Source organism: Salegentibacter flavus (assembly GCF_900115145.1).
GTDB lineage: Bacteria > Bacteroidota > Bacteroidia > Flavobacteriales > Flavobacteriaceae > Salegentibacter > Salegentibacter flavus.
Genome location: NZ_FOVL01000005.1, coordinates 65099 through 90742 on the forward strand (window position 1 = coordinate 65099; position 25644 = coordinate 90742).

Annotated in this window: 22 protein-coding genes; 11 read left to right on the plus strand and 11 right to left on the minus strand. The window is 38.6% G+C overall.

Annotated elements, in window-relative coordinates; translation table 11 throughout:
- Positions 1-3: 3 nt before the first annotated feature.
- From BM266_RS05645 to BM266_RS05655, 3 genes are all read right to left on the minus strand, one after another.
- A complete protein-coding gene (locus BM266_RS05645; protein ID WP_093406979.1) occupies positions 4-411 on the minus strand; it encodes a DUF1206 domain-containing protein in 408 nt (135 codons plus the stop codon).
- 96 nt (positions 412-507) lie between these two features.
- The gene (locus tag BM266_RS05650; RefSeq protein ID WP_093406982.1) at positions 508-1128 is read right to left on the minus strand and encodes a YqaA family protein; all 621 of its coding nucleotides are present in this window, start codon (positions 1126-1128) and stop codon (positions 508-510) included.
- Positions 1129-1220: 92 nt separating this feature from the next.
- Entirely contained in the window at positions 1221-1598 is a 378-nt protein-coding gene (locus BM266_RS05655) for a hypothetical protein (protein ID WP_093406985.1), read from the minus strand.
- Positions 1599-1810: 212 nt separating this feature from the next.
- Between BM266_RS05655 and BM266_RS05660 the strand changes: the two genes are divergently transcribed.
- Positions 1811-2524, plus strand: coding sequence for an SDR family oxidoreductase (locus BM266_RS05660; RefSeq protein WP_093406989.1), 714 nt, complete (start codon positions 1811-1813; stop codon positions 2522-2524).
- A gap of 172 nt (positions 2525-2696) precedes the next feature.
- Positions 2697-3104, plus strand: coding sequence for a hypothetical protein (locus BM266_RS05665; RefSeq protein ID WP_093406992.1), 408 nt, complete (start codon positions 2697-2699; stop codon positions 3102-3104).
- Here BM266_RS05665 and BM266_RS05670 read toward each other — a convergent pair.
- Entirely contained in the window at positions 3101-4096 is a 996-nt protein-coding gene (locus BM266_RS05670; protein ID WP_093406995.1) for an NADP-dependent oxidoreductase, read from the minus strand. The genes BM266_RS05665 and BM266_RS05670 overlap by 4 nt on opposite strands.
- Before the next feature lie 164 nt (positions 4097-4260).
- Here BM266_RS05670 and BM266_RS05675 point away from each other — a divergent pair, with 164 nt between their 5' ends.
- A complete protein-coding gene (locus BM266_RS05675; RefSeq protein WP_245760389.1) occupies positions 4261-6504 on the plus strand; it encodes an FUSC family membrane protein in 2244 nt (747 codons plus the stop codon).
- A gap of 44 nt (positions 6505-6548) precedes the next feature.
- Complete coding sequence (locus tag BM266_RS05680; RefSeq protein WP_093406997.1) at positions 6549-8408, plus strand: T9SS type B sorting domain-containing protein; 1860 nt, start codon at positions 6549-6551, stop codon at positions 8406-8408.
- Here BM266_RS05680 and BM266_RS05685 read toward each other — a convergent pair.
- Complete coding sequence (locus BM266_RS05685; RefSeq protein ID WP_093407000.1) at positions 8398-9597, minus strand: MFS transporter; 1200 nt, start codon at positions 9595-9597, stop codon at positions 8398-8400. The genes BM266_RS05680 and BM266_RS05685 overlap by 11 nt on opposite strands.
- Positions 9598-9776: 179 nt before the next feature.
- Here BM266_RS05685 and epsC point away from each other — a divergent pair, with 179 nt between their 5' ends.
- Together epsC and cysM are read left to right on the plus strand one after the other, a co-directional pair.
- Positions 9777-10565 carry a serine O-acetyltransferase EpsC gene (gene epsC, locus BM266_RS05690; RefSeq protein ID WP_093407002.1) on the plus strand — a complete coding sequence of 263 codons (789 nt, stop codon included), beginning with the start codon at positions 9777-9779 and terminating at the stop codon, positions 10563-10565.
- 1 nt (position 10566) lies between these two features.
- On the plus strand, positions 10567-11454 hold the full coding sequence (gene cysM / locus BM266_RS05695; protein WP_093407005.1) for a cysteine synthase CysM: 888 nt from the start codon (positions 10567-10569) through the stop codon (positions 11452-11454).
- Positions 11455-11501: 47 nt separating this feature from the next.
- Here cysM and BM266_RS05700 read toward each other — a convergent pair whose 3' ends face one another.
- Both BM266_RS05700 and BM266_RS05705 read right to left on the minus strand, forming a co-directional pair.
- On the minus strand, positions 11502-12059 hold the full coding sequence (locus tag BM266_RS05700) for a hypothetical protein (RefSeq protein ID WP_093407007.1): 558 nt from the start codon (positions 12057-12059) through the stop codon (positions 11502-11504).
- A 107-nt stretch (positions 12060-12166) separates the two neighbouring features.
- A complete protein-coding gene (locus BM266_RS05705; protein ID WP_093407010.1) occupies positions 12167-12865 on the minus strand; it encodes a Crp/Fnr family transcriptional regulator in 699 nt (232 codons plus the stop codon).
- 190 nt (positions 12866-13055) lie between these two features.
- Between BM266_RS05705 and BM266_RS05710 the strand changes: the two genes are divergently transcribed.
- Entirely contained in the window at positions 13056-14570 is a 1515-nt protein-coding gene (locus BM266_RS05710) for a DEAD/DEAH box helicase (protein ID WP_093407012.1), read from the plus strand.
- 53 nt (positions 14571-14623) lie between these two features.
- On the opposite strand, the gene BM266_RS05715 is transcribed toward BM266_RS05710, so the two are convergent.
- Positions 14624-15112 carry a hypothetical protein gene (locus BM266_RS05715; protein ID WP_093407015.1) on the minus strand — a complete coding sequence of 163 codons (489 nt, stop codon included), beginning with the start codon at positions 15110-15112 and terminating at the stop codon, positions 14624-14626.
- A gap of 147 nt (positions 15113-15259) precedes the next feature.
- On the opposite strand from BM266_RS05715, the gene katE reads away from it, so the two are divergent.
- A complete protein-coding gene (gene katE, locus BM266_RS05720; protein WP_093407018.1) occupies positions 15260-17416 on the plus strand; it encodes a catalase HPII in 2157 nt (718 codons plus the stop codon).
- A 54-nt stretch (positions 17417-17470) separates the two neighbouring features.
- On the opposite strand, the gene BM266_RS05725 is transcribed toward katE, so the two are convergent.
- The 3 genes from BM266_RS05725 to BM266_RS05730 all read right to left on the minus strand — a co-directional run bounded on the left by BM266_RS05725 (position 17471) and on the right by BM266_RS05730 (position 22060).
- Positions 17471-19786: a penicillin-binding protein 1A gene (locus tag BM266_RS05725; RefSeq protein WP_245760390.1), complete on the minus strand. Its 2316-nt coding sequence runs from the start codon at positions 19784-19786 to the stop codon at positions 17471-17473.
- Between the two features lie 151 nt (positions 19787-19937).
- Positions 19938-20081, minus strand: a complete 144-nt coding sequence (locus BM266_RS17035) for a hypothetical protein (RefSeq protein WP_175494760.1) — start codon at positions 20079-20081, stop codon at positions 19938-19940.
- A gap of 692 nt (positions 20082-20773) precedes the next feature.
- Positions 20774-22060, minus strand: coding sequence for a dipeptidase (locus BM266_RS05730; protein ID WP_093407020.1), 1287 nt, complete (start codon positions 22058-22060; stop codon positions 20774-20776).
- A gap of 190 nt (positions 22061-22250) precedes the next feature.
- Between BM266_RS05730 and BM266_RS05735 the strand changes: the two genes are divergently transcribed.
- From BM266_RS05735 to BM266_RS05745, 3 genes are read left to right on the plus strand one after another with little or no spacing between them, the layout of a single operon-like run.
- On the plus strand, positions 22251-23702 hold the full coding sequence (locus BM266_RS05735; RefSeq protein ID WP_093407023.1) for a RimK family protein: 1452 nt from the start codon (positions 22251-22253) through the stop codon (positions 23700-23702).
- Positions 23703-23704: 2 nt separating this feature from the next.
- Positions 23705-24925 (plus strand): glutamate-cysteine ligase family protein, encoded by a 1221-nt coding sequence (locus BM266_RS05740; RefSeq protein WP_175494761.1) that lies wholly within the window; start codon positions 23705-23707, stop codon positions 24923-24925.
- Positions 24922-25605, plus strand: a complete 684-nt coding sequence (locus BM266_RS05745; RefSeq protein WP_093407028.1) for an N-formylglutamate amidohydrolase — start codon at positions 24922-24924, stop codon at positions 25603-25605. Before BM266_RS05740 ends, BM266_RS05745 begins: the two co-directional genes overlap by 4 nt.
- The last annotated feature ends 39 nt before the right edge of the window (positions 25606-25644 follow it).

A 25644-nucleotide genomic window follows, 5' to 3' on the forward strand; every position in this document is an offset into this window, starting at 1 on the left:
AACTTAAGTTCTGAATTTCCTGTATTTCACCATCATAAAGACATAGATCGAATAGCAAACCATTCCCGCGGCCACAATTCCCATTAACCACGAACCCATTGGAGATTCCTGTAAAAAAACGAACGCATCTGGAGTGCTTTTTATGTCTGAAGTACTATGCTCTACCGCTGCCCTGATAAAGAAATAAGCAAGAATAGCAAAGATAATCCCCCGGGCGATTAGGCCGAGGTACCCTGTATTTTTTATAGTTTTTCTACGTTTTTCTTTTGAGATAGATTCATAATCAAATTTCTTCAGGAAATCTTTATAAAATGCTTTTTTAAACTGAAAGAAACTGGTTGCCACCAGGTCTATTCCTATAGCTGTGAAAATATAAACCCCGGCATCACCTGTTAAAAATGAGGATAACATTCCACCTTGACCAGAACCGGATTGGGAAGATACTCCTGTATTAAGTAGTTTGCATATCCCGCGATACTAAGATAAATTATAAGAGGAAAATAAGGTTTAAACCATTTCAAAAATGACCAGGGCATAAAGATAAAAGCGTACAAAACGTAGAAGCCCAAACATTAAAAAGCTAGGGAAGGGAAATTTAATTATTCCTGCTGCGATACTGGTCATAGCAAAAGGAATAGGCAACAAGGCTCCTACAATAATTAAAAAACCACCCCATTTCCGGGTGTTTTTAATATGATCGGCCATTTTTACTTCTATATCCTCATGTACCGCAGGTATTTTTGTGATAGCTCTACCAATATAATAAGAGATAATTCCTCCAAAATAGGAGGCAAGGGCGAGTAAAGAAAGGTAAAGTATGGGGCTGGAGGATTTTCCAGACCAGGCGATAAACAGTTCAGGGGGAATTAAACCTAAAATAGATTCAGAAAGAAAGAAAACGCCTAAGATACCCAATGGAGAATAGGTTTCGGTAACCGTAATCAACATTTGGTCAATATCCAGAACGTATCTGTCTAATGCGAATATAGCAGCAAGAAATAATACTATGGGTATTATCGCCTTTTTTACGCTGCGCCATACAAATTTGTAGAAACCTGTATAGCTATAATACTGGTGCAATAAACGTATGCGCGACTTCTTTTTTTTAGATTTCGCTTCTTTTTTCATTTAGAAAAAGTGTTTTAGCATTCTTTGGTGGTAAGGGCACCAATAAAAGCGCAGCTGTTTCAAATTTCGGACCCAAAGAGAAGTTTAATGAATCAATTTTCTTCTGCATAAGTATTTAGAGCATTTACATACTCTCTTAATTCTATTTTATTGACCTTATTCTCAGGGTCTGCCATTAAAGACAAAAGATAGTCAAGGCTTTCCTGCCCGGTTGCAGCAATGTTTTCAGGCGTATCCTCACCTTCTTCCACCGGTTCATCATCGGGAATAGCAATTTCAAAGCCTTCAAATTTCTCAATATGCTCATAGCTTAACCTTAATGCCTTTGCAAGCAGCGGGTTTTCTTCTTCGTCAACAATAATGGTTCTTAGCTTTTTGAGATCGTTTACGAGGGTATTGATGATAATACCATTGCGCATAAGATCACGTTGAATTTTATTGAGTAACTGCTGTGCCTTTATATTTTTCAAAAGAAAGATTTTATTCTGATTAAACTTTTCTAATACCCCTCTGCGGCTATTATTTTTTGCAAAGTTACTTCTTTCAGTCTTTTCTGAAACATTTTAACACAGAATTATTGCCGCTTTTTAGCCTTAAAATTAACAATATCTTAGTCTCTTATATTTTAGTGAAACTGCAATCTTTAGTAGCTTTAAAATAAAATATTAATAAAAAATTGAAAATGAAATCATTAGAAAACAAAGTAGCGTTTATAACCGGTGGAAGTAAAGGAATAGGTTTTGGCGTGGCTAAATCGCTCCTGGATTTAGGGATGAGGGTAGCCATAACAAGCCGTTCCATGGAAAATGCCAAAAATGCTGCTGCTAAGTTAGGCAGTAAGGACAAAGTTATGCCCCTGGAAGCCGATGTACGCGATTATGAAAGTCAGCAGAAGGCGGTGGATTCATTAATCCAGGAATGGGGCCAGATGGATGTGCTTATTGCCAACGCCGGGATCGGTCATTTTGGAAATATCGATGAACTCTCAGTTAAACAATGGCAGGAAACTTTAGATACTAATTTAAGTGGGGTGTTTTACAGTATTAAATCTTCCCTGGAACCTTTGAAAAAGTCTAAAGGTTATGTGATAACAATATCCAGTCTTGCAGGAACCAATTTTTTCTCCGGCGGTGCGGCTTATAATGCGAGTAAATTTGGGGTAACAGGATTTACCCAGGCGGTGATGTTGGATCTTAGAGATAAGGGTATTAAAGTGAGTACTATAATGCCGGGTTCTGTAGCAACCTATTTTAACGACCATACGCCAACTGAAGAAGATGCCTGGAAGATACAACCCCAGGATATAGGAGAATTGGTGGTAGATCTTTTAAAAATCAACCCCAGGACGCTGCCTAGTAAAATAGAGGTGCGCCCTTCGCAACCTCCAAAAAAATAAATAATTACTCAAAAAAAAATCTTAAAGCAGTTCGAGATTCGAGCTGCTTTTTTCTTAAATCTTATTGAATTTCCTCCCTTTTAAAGACAAGATTATTTTACAATAAATTATAATTAGAAAACCATATATTCCCTTCAAATTCACTAACTTATACTTTTAATCTGTGGGGCTTATGAAGGAGAAAATTACTTATATCGCATTAATTTTATTGTTATCTCTTACTTCTTGCAATAAATTGTCGGCACCGGGACAGGAGAAGCAATTTGATGATAAATCCTATGTTAGGTTATTTTTCAATTCTGAAGAAGAATGTTTGGAAGCCCAACCCCCGGACTTTTTCATCAATTGCCATCAACAAGTCGATTTTTTAAAAAACAATGAAGTAGAGATTATGCTAACCGATGTCATTTGGAGAGGCACCTATGAAGTGGTAAACAAAAAAATCATTATTTCTATGGAACCAAATTTTGAGGTTCGATCCGGAGTAATAATTTTTGAGGTGAAAAATAACACTCTTCTTATTAAATCAGATGACAAGACAGAATGGAGGAAAATGAAGGGAAATTCTATCTGGAATTAGACTTCTACGATCATTTTACCCTTTTTCTTGCCTTCAAAAAGATCCAGGAAGGCCTGGGGTGTATTTTCAAACCCTTTTTTTATTGTTTCCTCATACTTCAACTTTCCTTCTCCCAACCAAGTTGCGAGTTGATTAATAGCCGGGCCAAAATCCTTGACGTGATTTCTTACCAGAAACCCTTGCATTAAGGCACTTTTCTTTATGAGAATACCTTCTACCCTTGGACCGGTGGGCATTTCTTCTTTGTTGTAAAGTGAAATCGCCCCACAATTGATAATACGGGCAAAGTCATTTATATTTTGCATTACAGCATCCAGGATTTCACCTCCAACATTATCATAATAAACATCTATACCATCGGGACATTTTTCTGCCAGAGCCTTTTTCATATTTGAAGTGGTTTTATAATTAATTCCCCCATCAAATCCGAATTTGTCTGTAATCTGTTTGATTTTTTCATCGCTACCAGCGATTCCTATCACTTTACATCCTTTGATTTTTCCGATCTGTCCTGCCACGCTTCCAACAGCCCCCGCAGCACCGGAAACTACCATTGTTTCTCCTGGTTTTAGGTCAGCTATTTTATCCAGGGCAATGTAAGCAGTAAGCCCTGTTAAGCCAAGAATCCCTAAATATGCTGAAAGCGGTGCCTTTTCCTTATTTATTTTATTAAGTCCTTTTCCCTGGGAAATTTGAAACTCCTTCCATTGAAGCATTCCGCTTACAAATTCTCCTTCCTTAAAATTGGGACTATTGGATTTTACAACTTCAGCAACAATCATTGATTCCAGGGGCTTTCCTACATCAAAAGGAGAAATATACGATTCTTCATCGCGCATTCTTCCTCGCAAATAAGGATCTACAGAGATATATTTAGATTTAAGCAATAATTCCCCAGCTCCCGGTTCGGGTTTTTGATCATCAGTTATTTCAAAATTTTTCAGGCTGGGCGTGCCTTTTGGTCTGGATTTCAGAAGTATTGTTTTATTCATAGGTGCGGTAATTAAACGTAAAGGATTAATTTAATGCCAATATGAGATTTGAGCAAGCTTTTATTGCTAATTAATACTTAAAAATTCCATTAGTTAAATCAAATGAAATGATACCTCTTAAGTTTTAAATTGCTTGTACTTTTGCCTCGAAAATCAACGCTAGCTTGAATAGAATAAAGAACTATTTTGAAGATCTTCTCAAGTTTTTCCGCAGTCCGGACTTTTCCAAGGCGGTGATACTGAGTATTGCAATAAGTTTACCCATTGCTGTTTTTAGTTATCTGGGTAATTATGAAATTGGTGTAGCCCTGGCTATAGGAGCTCTGCTGAGTTCTCCCAGCGATATTCAGGGAAGTTTTAGCCATAAGATTATCGGTGTATTTCTGGCAGCAATTCTGGCCGGTATGGTTTCGCTATTTTTTGGTTATGCTTCAGTGAAAATATGGATATTATTGCCGGTTTTGGCCCTTTTGGTTTTTGGAATCGCATATCTGGCGGTTTTTGGTTTCAGGGCTTCCCTTGTTGCTTTTTCGGGATTGTTTGCCATAGTGTTAAGTTTCGCCAACATTTCTACTGCCCTTGAAATTTGGGAACGTGCACTATTAATAGTTTTAGGCGGCTTATGGTATTTATTATTAAGTGTCTTCTGGCATTATCTAAATCCAAAAAGAGCTACTGAACAACTTTTGGCTCAAGCGTTGGAGCTTACTGGCCTGTATTTAAAAACTCGTGCGCAATTATTAACCGAAACCGAAAAAAGAGAAAGCCTGAAAAAAGAACTCTTCAGGATACAAGGGGAACTAAATGAGAAACACGAAAGTTTAAGGGATACCCTTATAAGGTCCAGATTAAATTTCGGGAATTCTAATTATGCCCGGAAAAGGCTGCTCATATTTATTGAACTGGTGGATATACTGGAACTGGCTATTGCTAATCCGGTAGATTATGATAAAATGGAGGAAGTTTTCGGGAAAAAATCGAAGATGCCACAAAAGTTAAGTTCACTTGTGGATAGTCTGGCGCTTCAGTTAGACGAAATCGCTATCTCGCTTCAGAAAAATTCTAATTATACCCAAAAGGAAATCCGGGATAATCTTGAGAAAATTGAAACCGGGTTTAGTGCTTTCAGAAAAAACCTTGATTCTAATGACATTAAAGAGCATATGTTCCTGCTTCAGAATCTTTTTGATTACCTGGAGAGGCAAGCTCAAAAAATAAATACTATTGTCAGGATTCTGTATAACCTGGAAGACAGAAAAAGGGTTTTTCCGAAGAAAAATGAGGTTCTGAAATTCATTACGCCACAGGATTACGATCCCAAAATATTGCTTGAAAATTTAAATTTAGATTCTACGATTTTCAGACATTCTTTACGACTGGCAGTGGTGGTGGTGGTAGGATTTTCAATTGGAGCTTATTTCTCCCTGGATAATGCCTACTGGATTCTCTTAACTATTATTGTAATAATGAGGCCCAATTACGGCCTTACGAAAGAACGCTCAAAACAAAGGATTATTGGTACGCTTATAGGAGGTGCTATTGCTATTGGGATCGTCTTTTTTGTAAAGAACCAGATCGTTTATGCTATTTTGGGCTTGCTTTCTCTAACCCTGGCTTTTTCCCTGGTTCAGAGAAATTACAAAACGGCGGCGGTATTTATCACATTAAGTATAGTTTTTATTTATTCTTTATTACAACCAGATGTTTACAATGTAATTCAGTATAGGATTATTGATACTCTGGTAGGTGCTGGCCTTGCTGCGTTGGGTAACCTGGTGTTATGGCCGGCCTGGGAAGTTAAAGGGATTAAAAATGTTATGCTGAAAAGCATTGAGGCCAATAAAATTTATCTTGAAGAAATAGCGAGGTTTTATAAGGTTAAAGGAGACTTGCCGGTTTCCTATAAGCTTGCCAGAAAGAATGCTTTCCTTGAAACCGGAAACCTTAATATAGCCTTTCAACGGATGACTCAGGAGCCAAGATCCAAACAGAAAGAAATAAGTGGTGTTTATGAGATCATAGGGATCAATCAAACTTTTCTGGCAGCTCTGGCCTCCCTGGGAACATACATCAGGAACCATAAAACTACCAGTGCTTCAGTGCACTTTGATATCTTGGTACAACACACGCTTCAAAATTTAAGGAATACTAAAAATGTCCTTTCTGAACAAGAAATAAAAAGGCTACCCGATCAGGAAAATACCCTTAGAGCAGGGAAAGCCCTAAACAGTAATTTCGAAAACTTATTGCAGAGGAGTGAAGCTCGAATAGAAGATAGAAATTCTCAAGCAGGTGAAAATCTCCAGGAGCAACTCCGGGAAGCACATTTGGTTATCAATCAATTAAACTGGCTTTTGGAACTTTCGGAAAAACTACAAAAGAACATCACAAAAACACGACTTTACTAAGTATTCTTTTTTCGCTATAAGGAGTATTCATAACTTTGCAGCGAATGAAATATCTGTTTCTTTTTGCCTTATTTATAACCACTTCTCAGGCTTTTTCTCAATTAGGATTTTGTGAGGGCAGCAAGGGAGATCCCATTTTTCATGAAACCTTCAACGGGGGTGGACCTTTGCCACCAAACACTACCACTTATACTTTTGTAGATGGTCACGACCCCAATGATGGTGAGTATACCGTATCTGATGAAATTGGAACGGAAATAGGTGGTTGGTTTACTTACCTGCCAAACACTACAATTTCAAATGGGAATGCGCTTATTGTAAATGCCAGTATTACTGCAGGCCAGTTTTATGAATACCGGGTTTCCGGCCTGTGTGAAAACACCAGCTATGAATTTTCTGCCTTTCTTATGAATATTTTGAGCCCCACCAGTATATGTGAGGGTGGACACATCCCGATAAATGTAAAGTTCCAGATTTGGGATCAAACAGATACAGAAATACTCGCTGAAGGAAGTACAGGTGATATTCAAACTAAGAATTCTCCCCAATGGGAAGAATATGCCCTTACCTTTAAGAGTGAACCGGGACAGGCTTCGGTTATTTTAAGGATGTATAATAATTCTGATGGTGGCTGCGGAAATGACCTGGCCATAGACGATATTATTTTCAGGTCTTGTGGTGATTTGACTGAAATCTCTACCCCCATGGTAGATGCTTCAGAATTAAACCTATGTGAAGAAAATGCACCTATCAGTCTTGATCTTACTGCAACTCCGGATTTTTCAGCCTATGACGACCATTATTTTCAATGGCAGGAAAGTACGAATAATGACGACTGGGACGATATTCCCGGTGAAATCAGTGATGAATACACAACACCGCAGCTCAGCAGCTCTCGATATTACCGGGTAAAGGTAGCCGAAGATCCGGTGAATCTCGCTAATAATTTGTGCAGTACAGTTTCTGAACCATTCTTAATAAATATAGTTGAAACCCCTAAAGCTCCGGTTAGTAACGGAGATAAAACAATTTGTAGTAACGAAGAAATCCCCTCGCTTAGCGTGGAAATCGAGGATGATGAAACTGTGAATTGGTATGCATCAGAAATCGGTGCAGACCTTTTGCTTGAAAACTCAGAAAATTTCACTCCGGAAGATGGGGGAATCTATTATGCTGAAGCGGTTAAACCCGGTTTTGAGTGCGCTGCCAGCAAACGTACTCCCGTAGAATTGGAAATTTATGAGGTGCCGTTAGCAGAGGATGAAAAGCTTCAGATCTGTGAGCAGGGAGAACTGGAACTTGATGCCGGGGTTGATGTTTCGCTTTATAATTGGAGTACAGGGGAGACTACCAGGAAGATAAGTGTTAATACGCCTGGAAATTACAGGGTGGACCTTATTAATTCCAATGGGTGTTCGGCTATAAAGAATATTGAAGTTACGGCAGTAGATTTAGTAGGTATAGAAGATATAATTTCAGATGAAAGAAAGCTTATTATTAAACCTATGGTAAATGGCGAATTTGAATATTCCATTGACGGAAATATTTTTCAGGAATCCAATGAATTTAATTTATCGGGTGGGGTTTATACTGTTTATATGAGAGATAAGGCGGGCTGTGAAACTATTTCGCAGGACTTCCCTCATCTTGTATTTCCGAAGTTCATCACCCCAAATGGTGATGGCTACAATGATAGTTTTAGAGTAAAAGGCCTTGAGTTTTTTAGCAAGTCAAGGATACGTATTTACGACCGATATGGGAAGTTGCTAAAATCGGGAAATGGCCAAAACTTCAGTTGGGACGGAAGACTGGATGGTCGTGAGCTTCCGTCAACCGATTACTGGTATGAAATAAAGATTGAGAATTTCCCGGTGCAAAAAGGACATTTCAGTCTTATACGCTAATTGTTTTAATCCGCTGATTATTAAACGCCACTAAAGTCATTATGCCGATAATCATCAGCATAATATAGCTGAAGTCTATATTTAAATCCAAAAGGAACCCTACCAGAAGAGGGCCCAGGGCGGTACTAATAACCATAAACATTGTGAAGACACTCCTTATAGCTCCCATTCTCTCTGTTCCGTACATTTCAGCAATAAGGGAAGTTTGCACGGTGCCAGACATACCAACCGTTATTCCCGCAAGTATGAGAAAAATAAATGCACCCATTATACTTTCCATAAACGCGAAGGGTATAAGGCCAATTATTATGGGAATTAAAAACCAGCGAAACATTTTTCTGGCGGTGAATTTATCAACCCACATTCCGCCGAAAATAGAAAACAGTAGTCTGGTGATTGCGTAAACGGTAAAGAAGCTGGCGTACAATTGCACCGACCAACCTTTATTTTCAACAAAAACATATTGGTAGAAAAAGATCGCGGTAATAGAAAAACTCAGAATAAAACTCGCAGGCATCATTATGCCAAATCTCTTTTCAAAAACCACGCTTTTATAATCTTTAAGCAGGGTCCAGGTTGATGGTCTTTTTTGCGTAGAAAGCTGTTTGTCGAATTCACTTAGATCGGTAAAACGCAACCTGATAAGATAAAGCAATAAGCCTATTCCACTTGCAATGGTAGCTATGCGCCAGTCGAACCAGGAAATCAATAACGCGATAATTAGCGGAAAGATGCCTTCTCCAATTGAATAGCCAAGAGAGGAAATGCTCAAGGCCTTACCACGGTTCTTATCGAAATATTTCGAAATTATTGTCATACTAATATGACTTAGCAATCCTTGTCCCATTAGCCTTAATCCCATTAATGCTATAAAGAGTAGAAAGATGTTGAAGGAAAAACCTAAAAGAATTGCCGATAGAGCAAGGCCCAGAACCGTGTATGCGGTAACTTTTTTGGCCGGTTTATGGTCTACAGTATGTCCTACAGTGAGCATTATTATGGAAGCCGCCACGGTGCATCCGGCATAAATGGCTCCGAATGAACCTTCGGTTAACCTGAAGTCTCTGATAATTTCCGGAACATAAAGGGAAATGAGAAAGGTTTGTCCAAAACTGGAAAGAAAGGTTAATAACCAACCAAAACTTACTTTTTTAAAATGTTCTTTTGCGAAATAGTAAAACTCCTTCAAATCCAGTTTAATTAAAGTTAGTCCGTCAAAGGTAAAATCTATAATTCAAAGTTTATTATTATTTCCAGCATTTTCAAAACCCCTTCCGGGCTCTTTTAAGTATTTAAGGAAAAATCAAGAAAATTTGTTTTTCTATTGATTACTTTTGAAATAGTGCTTAACAATCAATTATTATTTAAATGATAGAAAAAAAGGTAATTGCCGATATTCAGAAGCAAAAGCGACTTCCCAACTTAAAGTTATGTATTAAGGAAAAAACCGAAGCTTTCGTCGATAAGCTCTTTTACACCCTTTTTGATGCAGATACCCGGGTGGAGGATAATATTGAGCAACTGGAAAAGGATTTTTCTGAATTGGCTGAACTCGTATGCTGGCAACCGAATAAATCCTGTCACGAGATTTGGTGTGGTTACCTGAGACTTCTTCCGGAAATCTTAACAAAATTGAATAAGGATGCCAGTGCTATATCCCAAAATGACCCCGCTGCAAATTCTGTTGAAGAGGTATATCTATCTTACCCTGGATTCTTTGCCATTGCCATCTACCGGTTAAGCCATGAATTTTATAAGATTGGCTTCCCGCTGGTCCCAAGATTAATGACCGAGTGTGCACACACCCTAACCGGAACAGATATTAACCCCGGTGCTGAAATTGGAGTTCCCTTCTTTATAGACCACGCAACAGGAGTTGTGATAGGGGAGACAGCCGTAATAAAAAACAATGTAAAGATTTATCAGGGAGTCACTCTTGGAGCTCTTTATGTAGACAGGAATTTGAGGGATACCAAAAGACATCCTACCATTGAAAATAATGTGACCATTTACGCTAATGCCACCATTCTAGGAGGAGAGACGGTAGTTGGGGCGAATAGTATGATTGGGGGGAATGTGTGGTTAACAAAATCGGTTCCGGAGAATTCTATAGTCACCCATAATCCGCAGATTAACATTAAAAACAGCATGGAATAATATGAATGATTCTATATTAAATCTAATAGGAAATACTCCCCTGGTAAAAGCCAATAGATTAGTTAAAAACCCCAATGTTCAGCTTTATTTTAAGCTTGAGAGCCAGAATCCTGGCGGAAGTGTGAAGGATCGGGCTGCTTACAATATGATCAAAAGCGCCTTGGAGAGAGGTGAAATTAACAAGGATACCAGGTTAATTGAACCTACAAGTGGAAATACAGGAATAGCCCTTGCAATGATCGCGGGTATTTTTCATCTGAATTTAGAACTTGTAATGCCAGAGAATTCCACTGTAGAACGGGTGCAAACGATGAGAGCCTATGGAGCGACCGTAACTTTAACAGATGCTGAAGGAGGTATTGAGGGAGCCCGTGATTATGCCGAAGCCAAGCTAAAAGATGGGGATCATTATATGTTCAATCAATTCGCAAATGACGATAACTGGAAAGCCCATTATAACAGTACGGGTCCGGAAATCTGGAACGACACCCATCATAAGATAACTCATTTTGTTTCATCAATGGGGACCACTGGTACCATTATGGGAACTTCAACCTATTTAAAAGAAAAGAATAAGGATATTCAAATTGTTGGGGTGCAACCTACCGATGAATCCAGGATTCCGGGAATTCGGAAATGGAAAGAAGAATATCTCCCTAAAATATTTAAAAAAGAGAAAGTAGATCGTATTCTGGAAGTTAGTGAAGAGGAGGCAAAATTAACAACTATAAAACTTGCCCGCCAGGAAGGTATTTTTGCTGGGATGAGTAGTGGTGGAGCGGCTGCAGCGGCAGTTCGCTTATGTGAAGAATTAGAAAGTGGCTTGGTGGTAAGTATAATTTGTGATCGTGGAGATCGCTATTTATCATCTGATCTTTTTGACGTATAAAAAACACGGCCTAACCAAAGGCCGTGTTCTCTTCTGAAAAACTAAAACTACATTGCTGCGATTTTACCCATTCCTGATTTATCCAGGTTCACCTTGATATTTTTGCTTTTAGACCCGTTTCTAAGTTTAATTTTATAGAACTCCTTATCCAAAACCCAACTATTCCTGGAAGACGCAATATGCTTATTTCCTACAATCGAGTAATTTGGATTTTGTTTTAGTATACTTACTGTTGTCTCATAAGGCATTTTTACATTTTTAAAAACCTGGTGACTGGTTAAAAGCTCACCTTGTTCATTAAATTTTACCTTTAGGTCTCCTTTGTTGGTCTTAAAGGACACTTCGTAAATATCATAATCGGAGTCTCGGTTGGCAGCGATAAATTTTTGAATATCAAAATTTTCACGTACAAACCTTAGAGGGCTTTCATTAAAGTGCCCGGTGTATTTCTCTGGAATACTCACAGTTAATGCATGTGAATCGGGATCCAATTTGAGTGCTTCGGAGCTTAGCTCCATTGTTACTTCATCCAAACGGATGACTTTTTGTGCATAGCTGGAGAATACAATCCCCATAAATACTATGCTGAAAATTAACTTTTTCATGACAGTATATTTTTTAGATTCATGTAAAGATATCGCAGGTGTAAAAGAAGAAATACTACGTAAGTAGCACTAAATCAATATTATATAATATTTAACGCTTGTTGTATTTAACCGGAAGAGTGATTTTTTTCGGCTTGCTTTAAAAGTAATTCCAGGTTTTTGATTTCAACTTTTTTCCGACTAATTTTTAGAATACCATCTTTTTTAAATTGCTGCAGATGCCTGTTCACCACAGCACGTGTAGAACCAATAAGATTAGCCAGTTCGTCATTGGAAAGATCATTAATCAGTTCGAGTTTGTTTGACTTCTTGTTAATATTTGTCAATATTAATCTAGCCAGCCGACTGGAAATATCTGCCAGCACAACGTTTGAAGTGTACTCCTCGAGAATACGGATTTGTCTGCCCAAATATGGCAAAAGCGATTTATTGATCTGGGGAAATTTCACAATCCATTCCCGCATAGTTTCAATGGGAACAGATAGAAGGGTAGCTTCATCTAAGGTTTCATAAAAAACTCTGTGTTCACAGTTTTCAAGAAGGCATAATATATCGAATACATCATTTTTTTTTAGAAGAAACAAAGTGAGTTCTCTGGCACTTTCGGGATCTACCCGGTAAATTTTAACCCGTCCTTCCGCGATTATGTAAAACTTGAAGAGGGTTGGTGTTTTGGTGATATTACAGGTGTTTTTAGGCCATACCTCTTCCTGAAATGAAGTTAAAAAACCCTGTAGTTTTTCTTCCTCCAAGTCTTTGAATAATATATTTTCCCTTAATAAATCTATATAATTTTCCCCTATCATAAAATAGATTTTATGTTTATGTGATTTCAGAAAACAAGGGGGGAGTGAGGAATTTTCAATTTGAGGTGAACGAAGATATTTCTATAAAAATATAAAAAAGGAAAATTCAATTTTTTATTTCCTACATAAATATTTTCCTAAACTTAAGAAATCAGCTATTTTTGCAAAATTGGAGTTATTAAAAGATACTATGGAGGTTGAAACATTCGGAATTGAAGACAAAAGAGTAGATAAGCAATTATATGATTACCAGCAGGAAGACATTAAAAAAATCTTCAAGGTAATCGATGAACACCCTGAACATTATAATTTGCTTTATCAGTTACCTACCGGCGGAGGAAAGACCGTGATTTTTTCCCAAATGGTGAGGGAATACATTCAGCGTACCCAAAAGAAGGTATTGATTCTTACCCACCGAATTGAATTGTGTAAGCAAACCTCAACAATGCTTACCGACTTTGGAGTGCGTAATAAGATAATTAATAGTAAGGTAAAGGAGCTACCCGATCAGGAAGATTATATGTGTTTTGTCGCGATGGTAGAAACGCTTAATAACCGCCTAAATGATGAGAAGCTCGAGATAGAGGATATCGGGATGGTTATTATCGATGAGGCCCATTACAATTCCTTCAGAAAACTATTCAAATTTTTTGAAAAATGTTTTATTCTTGGGGTGACAGCGACTCCATTAAGCTCCAATATCAAATTACCAATGAAGGATAATTACCGGGAACTAATCGTAGGGGATTCAATTGCCTCTCTTATTGATAAAGGCTTTCTTGCCAAAGCAAATACCTACAGTTATAATGTTGGTTTAACCAGTTTAAAGGTGGGAATGAACGGGGATTACACGGTAAAATCTTCTGAAGAACTTTATACAAATTACAGCATGCAGGAGAAGCTCCTGAATGCTTATTACGATAAATCCAGAGGTAAGAAAACCCTGATCTTCAATAACGGTATCAATACTTCTATTGAAGTTTATGAGACTTTTAAAAACGCGGGACTTCCTATACGTCACCTGGATAACACCACCGGGAAACAGGACCGTAAAGACATTCTAAAATGGTTTAAACATACTCCCGGAGCCATTGTTACTTCGGTAAGTATCTTAACTACTGGTTTTGATGAACCTACCGTAGAAACTATTATTTTAAACAGAGCCACAAAATCGCTTACGCTGTATTTTCAAATGATTGGTAGGGGCTCAAGAATCCTACCCGGCAAATCTGAATTTTCAGTTTTAGACTTGGGGAATAATCTTTCCCGTTTTGGGGAATGGAGTGCCCCGGTAGACTGGCGACAAATATTCAGAGCTCCCGATTTCTATTTTGAAAATCTGCTTAGTGATGAGGAGATCGAAAGAGAGTTCAAATATGAAATGCCTCCGGAAATAAGAGAGAAATTCGCCAAAACTGAAGATGTAGGCTTTGATGTGGAAGCTGCCTATGATAAAGTAATTAAACAGGGACTTAGGTCCAAAGCCGTCCTGGAATGGTCTATGGAGCAACACGTGAAAATGTGTGTCGAGAACAGCGAAGATGTATTCGACGCCAGACTGCTTATAAAGGAGTTGAAAGATGACATATCGTCTAGGATTAAACAGTATTCTTACTGCATAAGTAAGAGCACTCAAAACTACAGGGACTGGCTGGAAGAAGATTATTCACGAAAACTAAGATTGGCTATCAATAAAGAGTTTTAATGCTGTAAAAAATATAAGATTGAGCCGGAAAGATTTTCTTCCGGCTTTTTTATTTATTCCTCTTCTGCATCCACCGATTTTAAATCCTGTTCTACGAATTCTCTTTCCCTAACTGAGCCTCCGGCCACAATTGCTGCAGCGATTATTACAAGATTTTTAATGATGTATTGTCCTTCGGTTGTGAGCACAAAAGGAAATTCTTCAAAACTTAATTCTGGTAAAATCACCAAAGGCAGGAATGTTCCGGGGATTTGAAGAAATAGTAAAACCACGGCTATTCTTAATGTTTTTCTGAAAAGCATTAGCAAACCTATTAGCACCTCCCATATTCCAAGAATGGGGATGAATATTTCAGGATCAAACCAGAATACTGTGGCCGCGATTAGTTCCTGGGCGGGGCTGTCAAACACTACCTTTAGAGCCCCAAACCAAATAAAAACAACAGCGATGGAAATCCTAAGCAAGGGTTTGCCATATTTGTACATCCATCGGGTAACCTTGTAATCTATCTTTCCTAACTTCTGAGTTTTATCTACTTCCATTTCTTCATTTTAGCTGAATAACAAGTTGAAAAAAATATTTCAACTTGTTGATATTCAGGTTCAATTATAGGATTTATTTAACAGCGCCAAATTCCTGATCTACACTTTATTTAGGAAATTTATGGAAACCATCTAAAATATACAATTATGAAAAAATCAGAAAAAAAGAATGAAAACCCCAACAAAAAATCACAGGATCTGGATCGAAATAGAGAATACGGAACTGACCAATTTCTTACAACCAACCAGGGGGTTAGAATAAATGACGACCAAAACTCCCTTAAGGCGGGGAACCGTGGGGCAAGCCTGTTGGAAGATTTTATTTTACGTGAAAAGATCACCCATTTTGATCATGAACGTATCCCGGAACGTATAGTACACGCCAGGGGATCTGCTGCGCACGGGTATTTTCAGGTTTATGAATCTATGGAGAAGTATACCAAAGCTGGATTTCTTCAGGATCCAAACAGAAAAACCCCGGTTTTTGTACGATTTTCTACCGTGGCAGGTTTTAAAGGCTCTACCGATCTCGCTCGTGATGTTCGTGGTTTTGCCGTAAAATTTTATACGGAAGAAGGGAATTATGATTTGGTAGGAAATAACATTCCGGTGTTTTTTATTCAGGATGCCATCAAATTTCCTGACCTGATCCACGCGGTAAAACCAGAACCTCACAATGAAATTCCGCAAGCAGCTTCAGCACACGATACTTTTTGGGATTTTGTCTCTTTAATGCCGGAATCTACCCATATGTTAATGTGGGCCATGAGCGACAGAGCAATCCCAAGAAGTCTTAGGATGATGGAGGGCTTTGGAATCCATAGCTTCAGGTTTGTGAATGCTAAAGGAGAATCTACTTTCGTTAAATTCCATTGGAAACCCTTGTTGGGAACACACGGAGTGACCTGGGACGAAGCACAGAAAATTTCAGGAAACGATTCCGACTTTCACAGACGGGATCTTTGGGAGGCGATAGAGAATGGCGAATATCCGGAATGGGAATTTGGCGTACAGTTAATTGCTGAAGAGGATGAGCATAAATTTGATTTTGACATTCTTGATCCTACCAAACTTGTACCTGAAGAATTAGTGCCCGTAAAACGAATTGGGAAAATGGTCTTAAACCGAAATCCCGATAATTTCTTTGCCGAGACCGAGCAGGTGGCTTTTCACCCAGGGCATATAGTTCCGGGAATAGATTTCACCAATGATCCATTATTACAAGGTCGTTTGTTTTCCTATACCGATACTCAACTGAAGCGCCTCGGAGGTCCGAATTTTCATGAAATTCCTATAAATCGTCCTATAGCGCCAATGCACAACAATCAGCGCGACGGGCATATGAGACAGGAGATCAATAAAGGAAAAACAAGTTACCAGCCTAACTCTCTGGCGAATGGTTGTCCGTTTCAGGCTAAGATAGCCGAAGGTGGTTTTGATTCTTACCCGGAGAAAATTGACGCCAAAAAGGTGAGGGAGCGCAGTGCAAGTTTCCGTGATCATTTTAGCCAGGCAACTTTATTTTTTAATAGCCAAACTCCGGTCGAACAGCAACATATTATAGATGCTTTTAGCTTTGAACTTGGGAAGGTTGAAGTTAAGGAAATAAGAGTGCGTATGCTGGCAACCTTGAATGAAGTCGATAAGAAATTAGCCAAATCTGTGGCGGATAACCTTGGAGTGAAAGTACCGAAACCGCCGAAACAATTCAACCATGGAGTGCCAGCCGATTTTAATAAAGATCGCTATGAACCTACAAAAAGCAACCCATCTGTAAAAAGCGATAAAGCTTTAAGCATGATGCATACCGGGTTTGGAAATATAAGTACCCGTCACGTTGCTTTCTTATGCGCCGATGGAGTTGATGGCAAATCGGTTGAAACGATGAAAAAAGCTTTGGAAAAGAAGGGAGCGATGGTCAAAATTCTTGGTCCCAACAGTGGGGAAGTTAAAACCGCCGATGGAAAAACAATTCCTGTAGATCAAAGTTACAGAACTTCTGCTTCAGTGGTATTTGACGCCTTTTATGTACCTGCCGGAAAAAGTCAGCAGGCTTTAAAAAAGCAACCTAAGGCTATTCATATCTTAAATGAAGGATATAAACATTGTAAAGCTATCGCTGCCGATAAAGAAAGTACACTATTGGAAGAAACACATTATTGGAAGATAATTGACAAGAAAAATCTTCAGGAAAATGGTGTTATTTTTAGCGATGGAAAATCTATTGATACCAAGGCTTTTGTTGAAGCGATAGGGAAACATCGTTTCTGGGACCGGGAAAAATCAGACGATATTCCTGCATAAGTTTGAAGGTGATTTATTAATTAAAGGTTTAAGGGACTTAGGCTCGTTAAACCTTTAATTGTTTTTCTTCCCTCCAAACAGTCTTTTAAAGAATCCTTTCTTCTCTTTCTTTTCCTCCTGTTTTTCGGTGCGTTTATTTCGTTCATCGTTCTGATCATTTTTGCCAAACAAGCGTTTAAAGAAACCGTCACGTTTTTCAGGTTTGCAATCCATCATCTCGATCACTTCAGCTGAAACCGGGAAACGCGCCTGGGTCACTTCTTTAAACTGAGGTTCTGCATTCATTTTTTGCATCAGCTTTCCGAAGACCGGCAAGGCAGAATTTGCACCCTGGCCTATAGAGGTATTGCTGAACCCAATTCGATGATCATCACTTCCCACCCAGGTTACGGTTACCAGGTTTGGAGTCATCCCAACAAACCATCCGTCTTTATTGTTTTGAGTCGTTCCGGTTTTTCCAGCAATATCGTTCCTTAGTCCGTAGGTATTTCTTAGACGGTATGCCGTGCCTTCATTAACTGTAGCTTTCATCATTTCTACCATCACCTGCCTGTTGGTTTCTGAGAGGGCAGGGGAAGTGCCGTTAGTAGGTTTAAATTCGGCTAAGAGGTTTCCATTGCCATCTTCTATTTTGGTGATATAAAAAGGCTCACTATAATTCCCGTCATTAACAAAAGGGGTGAAAGCAGTAGTAAGTTCCGCCAAACTCATTGAAGCCGTACCCAGAGCAATGGAAGGCACCGAAGGAATTTCAGACTCGATTCCCATTCTCCTGGCCTGATTGATGACATTGCCAATCCCAGCCTCCATTAATACCTTCACGGCGATGGTGTTCATAGACTGGCTCAGGGCTTCTTTCATATTATAATTCATATGAGGATCGTCCTCATCACTTCCGGAATTAGATGGTGTCCATCCGCCTTCATAAGTTACTTCCCGGGCAGAGAAGTAGGTGCAAGGCTCAATCCCGTTTTCCAGGGCTGCCGAATATACTATAGGCTTAAAAGTGGAACCTACCTGTCGCTTACTTTGTGAAACGTGATCGTATTGAAAATAACGGTAGTCAATGCCGCCCACCCAGGCCTGAACAGCTCCGGTACCGGGTTCTACCGCTAGCATCCCCGAATTTAAAAACTTGAGATAATGCTCAATACTGTCTTTAACGCTGGCAGTTTTGGTGATAGAGCCATTATATTCAAAAAGTTCCATTGGTTGAGTTTTATCCAGCTCAGCCATAATTTCTTCTTCAGATAAACCTTCATTTTCGAGGGTTTTATAGGGCCTGGATCTCTTTATCGCGTCTTCCAGGATCTTAGGATTACGTTTCCAGGGTGTCGCCTTCCCGTAGGACTTTTCGTGTTGTTCCTGTAAAGCTGCCATATGTTCCTGCATCGATTCCTCGGCCAGTTCCTGCATTCTATAATTTAATGTGGTATGTACAATGAGTCCATCGCGGTATATGTTATATTTTTTCCCATCTTTATTTTTTAGCGTATCCAGAACCTTGCTAACATCTTTGCGAACCTGCTCTCTAAAATATGGGGCCAGTCCCTTGTCGTGGCCGTAATTTTTATAATTCAGGACCAGTTCTGTTTCCTGGGCTTCTTTTTCTTTTTCTTCTGAAATGAAACCATACTTTTCCATTTGTGAAAGCACTACGTTTCGTCTTTGTTTGCTGCGTTCAGGGAAGATGCGCGGATTGTAATAATGTGAAGCTTTAAGCATTCCCACCAAGACAGCTGATTCTTCTACGTTTAATTCTGAAGTATGTTTTCCGAAAAATTTCATCGAGGCACTCTCAATCCCAAAAGTATTATCACTAAACGGAACGGTATTAAAATATAGCCTGATGATATCTTCTTTATCATACGTTTTCTCCAGTCTATTGGCGATCACAACCTCCTGAAATTTATTCACTACAATTCCCAGAAATCCATAATCCTTTCTTCCGTAGATATTCTTGGCGAGTTGAAGCGTGATGGTGCTGCCACCTCCCGCAGATTCGTCCTGAAGTAAAATAGATTTAAAAAACACCCGCATGAGGCTTCGGGAATCAATCCCGCTATGATTATAGAAGCGAACGTCTTCAGTAGCGATAAGAGCATCTATTAAATGCTGGGGAAATTCTTCATATTTTACCGGCTGCCTGTCATGAATAAAAAATTTTCCTATCAATTCGCCTTCCGAAGAAAGCACCTGAGTGGCACGACTTTGCTGTAGTTCGCTTAATTCTTTGGAAGAGGGAAGTTTGCCCCAGGCACCAAAATAAATACTTGCAAAAAACAGGATCCCGAGTGCAACTAAACTTCCAATTATAATTAAACCCAATTTAAGTTTGGGTGAGTTTTTAATCTTTAATAACAACGACATAGGTTAAATTAACTGCTACAAATTAACGAAGACTTGAAAAGAGTAGTTCACTATTTATGCCAACTTTAAGGTTTACACAAGGAGATTAAAAAAGCCGGTCACAAATTAAATTGTGCCGGCTAATTGAGGGCAAAGTTCATAAGGCTTGGTTTTATGGTTCTATGGCAAAATTTTTATGTTGATTAAAAGATGATGCAAAATGGTTGTTTTTAATTACACGGAAATGCTTCCGGCGTTTTAAGAACCCTGCCTTACGTACCTCAATTTCCATAATCAAATTCTCCAGGGTTTTCATAATTTAAAGTTTAAAGGGTTGAATAATTAAATTGAATGACGTCTATGGTTGTCCCAGCTGCTTCGGCTGTTTTGTTTCTCGGTGTTTAAAAATGCTCTGCGGCTAATCTTTGAAGTTTTCATGATACTTAATTTATATGGTTGAACAATTAATTTGAATAACGTCTTTGGTTATCCCAGCGGTTTCGGCTGTTTTGTTTCTCGGTGTTTAAAAATGTTCTGCGATGGATTTTTGAAGGTTTCATAATACTTGTTTTTAAGGTTGATAAATTAACGTAAATAACGTCTATAGTTGTCCCAGCTGCTTCGGCTGTTCGTTTTCTCGGTGTTTAAAAATGCTCTGCGGCTAATCTTTGAAGTTTTCATGATACTTAATTTATATGGTTGAACAATTAATTTGAATAACGTCTTTGGTTATCCCAGCTGCTACGGCTGTTTGTTTTCTCGGTGTTTAAAAATGCTATTCTGGTGATCTTGAAAGTTTTCATCGTTTAAAAGTTTTATTGTTTACTTAATAGACTTAGGTTTAATTGGTTTGTTACAGTACTATGTATAAAACAGTAGTATATTAACATATTTTTAACTATTAGACTGATTTTCAATAGCAAAAGAATGGAGGGTAGGGACAGATTTAAATAAAAAATGCGAACCCATCGGTTCGCATTTTTCTATAAATAAGAAGTGAATGGTGTATTAACTCTTCTGAATGTCTTCAGAAACAGCTTGTACTTCATCTAAAACCCTAAGCAGGTTTTCTCCCCATAGTTTTGTGATTTCTTCCTCGGTATAGCCTCTTTTAACGAGTTCGGCAGTTACGTTAAGGGTTTCTGAGGCATCCTGCCAGCCTTCAATGCCGCCGCCGCCATCAAAATCAGAACTAATGCCAACGTGGTCTATTCCTATTAGGTCAACCATATAATCTATGTGGTCTACAAAATCGCTAACGGCGACTGGCGGTATTTCCTCTTTAAGTTTCTCAACATCGGCCACAGCAGCGGTTCTTATTTTTTGGAATTCGGCATAATAATTATTTCTGTCGTCCTGTGACAGGTTTCTGATACTGTCTCGCTCCAGCATAGAGAAGTTCATCTCTTCGGCTTTTTTCTCATACACCTTGTTTCTGGCTTCAGAAAAAGCTTTGTTTTTTTCGGTATTTACATACCCGCTGAAAGCTACTGTTTGTACAACTCCACCGTGCTCTTTGAATAGTAATAATAATTCGTCATCTAAATTCCTGCTGTGGTCACATAGTTCCCTGGCCGAGGAATGAGAGGCGATAAGAGGCGCTTTTGAAAGCTCGAACATTTGTTTGATAGATTCCTTTGAGGGATGAGAAACGTCAATCATCATTCCGTATTTATTCATTTCACCGATAACCTCTCTTCCGAGATCACTTAAGCCGTTGTGAAGCCAATCATCATTCTCTTCCCCGGTATTCGAATCGCAAAGCTGGCTGTGACCCTGGTGAGATAGGGACATATAGCGTGCACCCAGATCATAGAATTTCTTTACGTTTTCTATATCTTCCCCAATAGGGTAACCGTTTTCTACCCCAATCATCGCCACCTTTTTACCCGAGGCGTGTATTTGCCTGACCTCTTCTGAAGTGGTGGCAAGCCCAATTTTATCAGGAGCGAGTTCATTTACCAGTTTATGGATGGCGATAAACTTCTGCATCGCATTAGTATAAGCAGCTTGAAAGCCTTCTTCATTCAACTCATCCTGACCGGTGTAAACAATAAACCAAGCGACATCTAGTCCTCCGGCTTCCATTTTCGGAAGATTCACCTGGGTGTCCAGGTTCATGGAATAGTTGTTTTCGTCAGTGAAATTATTCACGTTGATATCGGCATGGGTATCTATGGTAATAATTTTTTCCTGGATCTTTCTGGCTTCATCCAGGGTTTCCCGGTCGTAGTTTTGGGCCTGTAAACTAAAGGTGCTAAGAAGCACCATTAATGAGGTTTTAAAAATTTTCATGATAGCGTATGATTTATAATTGCTGAAAATAGGAATATTTTTTCAATAGGCATAAGATATATAGGGCCTCATTGTTAATCATTTTCGGACAATTGGTCTTTTAGATGAGGATGGATTTTTTCGGCTTGCAATTATTTTTGTATTTTCAATAGGATTTTCGGCTACATTTGGTACTCAATTTATCTTTTTAATGGAAAAATTTATTGTGGTTAACCAGTCTGAAACCTGGAACTTAGCACTTGAAAATATTCAAATAATTTCAGCTCAGGCTTATCTTACCAATCCTGATTACTCCAAAATTAAAAAAGCGAGAATATTCAATCTTTGCAAGGATTATTCATATCAATCCCGTGGGTATTATGTTTCCCTTTTAGCCGAAGCCCGGGGACACCTGGCAATTCCCACTGTAACAAATCTGGTAGATCTTCGTGAGCCAAAACTCGTAAAAATCGTTTCTGAAGAATTTGATGATCTCATTCAAAAAAGTCTGAAAAATATTAAAAACCAGGAATTCACTCTCAGTATATATTTTGGTCAAAACGTTGCTCAAAAATACCGGGAATTGAGTGCAATGTTTCACCGGCATTTTCAGATACCATTTCTACGGGTGAAATTTAATTACACCACCAAATGGAATATAAAGAATATCAAAGCAATTTCTGAAGCTGAAATCCCCGAAGATCATAAAGAAAGTATGCGGGAATTTGCGGTGCAATATTTTGCAAAAAAGCGATATGATACTCCTCGATCGGTAAAGGCCGATTATGACCTGGCAATCCTTGTTAACCCTGAAGATCCGGCACCACCAAGCAATCCTAAAGCCATTAAAAAATTCGTTGAAATTGGGGAAAAGATGGGTTTTTATGTTGAAGTGGTTTCTCCAAAAGATCTTTCCCGCTTATCGGCTTTCGATGCTTTATTTATTAGACAGAGTACCGAGGTTAACAACGAGGCATATGCCTTTGCCCGAAAGGCCCAACAGGAAGAAATTGCCATTATAGATTATCCCGAGGCGATCTTAAAATGCTGTAACAAAGTGTTTATGGCCGAGGCGCTTCAAAACGCCGGGATTCCTACGCCAAAAACGGTGATCGTTCATAAGGATAATAAAAATTCAGTACTTGAAACCACAGGGCTTCCTGTAGTTTTAAAGTCTCCTGACTCTACTTTCTCTTTTGGAGTAAAAAAAGCAACCACCGGTGAGGAATACAAGGAAATGGTAACTGCAATGTTAAAAAATTCTGATCTGGTGATCGCTCAGGAATTTATGCCTTCAGAATATGATTGGCGCATAGGAATTCTGGATGATAAACCATTCTATGCCTGCAGGTATTATATGGCAAAAGACCATTGGCAAATATATAACTGGAACGCTGCTGAAAAGGACAATCAGGATGGGAATGCCGATAGTTTACCCATTGAAGAAATACCTAAGAAAGTTCTTGATGTTGCCCTGAAATCAGCAAAAATCATGGGAAAAGGTCTTTATGGTATAGATGTTAAGGAAATCGATGGCAAGGCACTGGTTATAGAAATAAACGATAATCCCAATATTGATGTTGGAGTGGAGGATGGCTTTTACGGCGATCAGGTTTATATAGATATTCTTAGCGCGCTTAAAGGCAGGCTTGAAAAAAAATAAATATGAAGTATCATCTCTTTGAAGTTTTTGGTATTGAGCTGGAATATATGCTGGTGCGAAAGGAAAGCCTGAAAGTTAACCCGATCGTAGACCAGCTTCTCACAAAGAAAAACGGAAGCTTATCCGCTAATATTGATAATGGTAAAATTGAATGGAGCAATGAGCTGGTTGCGCATGTGCTGGAATTAAAAACCAATGGTCCTACCGCCAACCTGGAAGATCTTGATTCCCTTTTTGCTGAAAATATCCAGGAAATCAACTATTTACTGCAGGAATTTTGGACTATACTCTTGCCATCGGCTTCGCACCCTTTAATGCGGCCTAAAACAGAAACGCAGCTGTGGAAGCATAGTTATAGTAAGATCTACGCCTTATACAACCGAATATTTGACTGCAGCGGTCACGGTTGGGGCAATGTGCAAAGTATGCATATTAACCTACCATTTTATAACGATACTGAGTTTGAAAAACTACACGCAGCCGTCAGGATCCTATTGCCAATAATTCCGGGATTGAGTGCGAGCTCACCTATTTTTGAGGGAAAGACAACAGGTTTTAAGGATTCACGCCTGGAGGTTTACAAAACCAATCAGAAAGAGATCCCGCAATTGACGGGAAAAGTTATTCCGGAGCAGGTGTTCAGTAAAACCGATTATTACCAGCGAATCTTTAAACCTATTAATGCCGCTATAAAACCCTTCGATACTGAAAATATCCTTGATCATCATTTTCTCAATTCCAGGGGAGCAATCGCAAGATTTGACAGAAATGCTATTGAAATTCGTATAATAGATATTCAGGAGTGCCCGGCGGCCGATATTGCAATAGCAGTTTTAATTACTGAAAGCCTGAAGGTGCTGATAAGTGGAGAATGGATCGCTCTGGAAGAACTTAAGAAATGGCATGAAGATGATCTTTTCGAAATATTTAATTCGGTTATTCGGGATGCTGAAGAAACCAAAATTCAGAATGAAGCTTTTTTAGCGATCTTCGGAATTAAAGAAGAAGCGAGCGTTAAGCAATGCTGGGAGAAATTATACGAAAGAGTTCAATCCCAGGTTTCTGCGAAACATCAGCATACCATTGAATACATTTTAAAGAACGGAAGCCTTTCAACCCGAATTCTTAAAAAACTCGATGGGGATTTTTCAGAAGAAAAGATAAAGAATGTATATTCTGAACTTGGAGAATGTCTGGCTAACAATCTATTATTAAAGGTGTGAAGTTAGTCTTAACCTGCGAACATGCATTCAATGAAATTCCTGAGGGGTATAAAACGCTTTTTTCAGGAGCTAACAAAATTCTAAATTCTCACCGTGGCTACGATCCCGGGGCATTAGACTTATTAGAGCACCTTAAAGCTTTAGGAGATTTTACTTACACTCATAAAATCAGCAGATTACTGGTTGAAGTCAACCGCTCCATTGGTCACCCTCATTTATTTTCTGAATTCACTAAAGGACTTTCTACAGTAGAAAAAAATAAAATAATCGCCTTCTGGTATAATCCATTCAGGACTGAAGTGGAAGATCGAATTAAAAAACTAATTGAAAAAGGGGAGAAGGTGATCCATCTTTCTGTCCATAGTTTTACTCCGATTCTAAATGACGATATCCGGGGTGCAGATATAGGTCTGCTATATGATCCATCTCATAATGAGGAGAAAGTGTTTTGTAAAGATTTAAAATCAAAGTTAAGAGAAGAAGATTCCACTTTAAAAATAAGGTTTAATTATCCATACCTGGGGAAGGCTGATGGATTTACAACCTATTTGAGAAATAAATTTTCAGAGAATTATTCGGGGATAGAATTGGAAGTAAATCAGAAATTCGTACATAATAACAGGATGGATGAAAAATTAAAAGAGACCGTTTTTATTAGCCTTCAGGAAACCTTAAATTAATAGGGGAATTACAAATTTTCCCTTATCAGGAAATTCCAA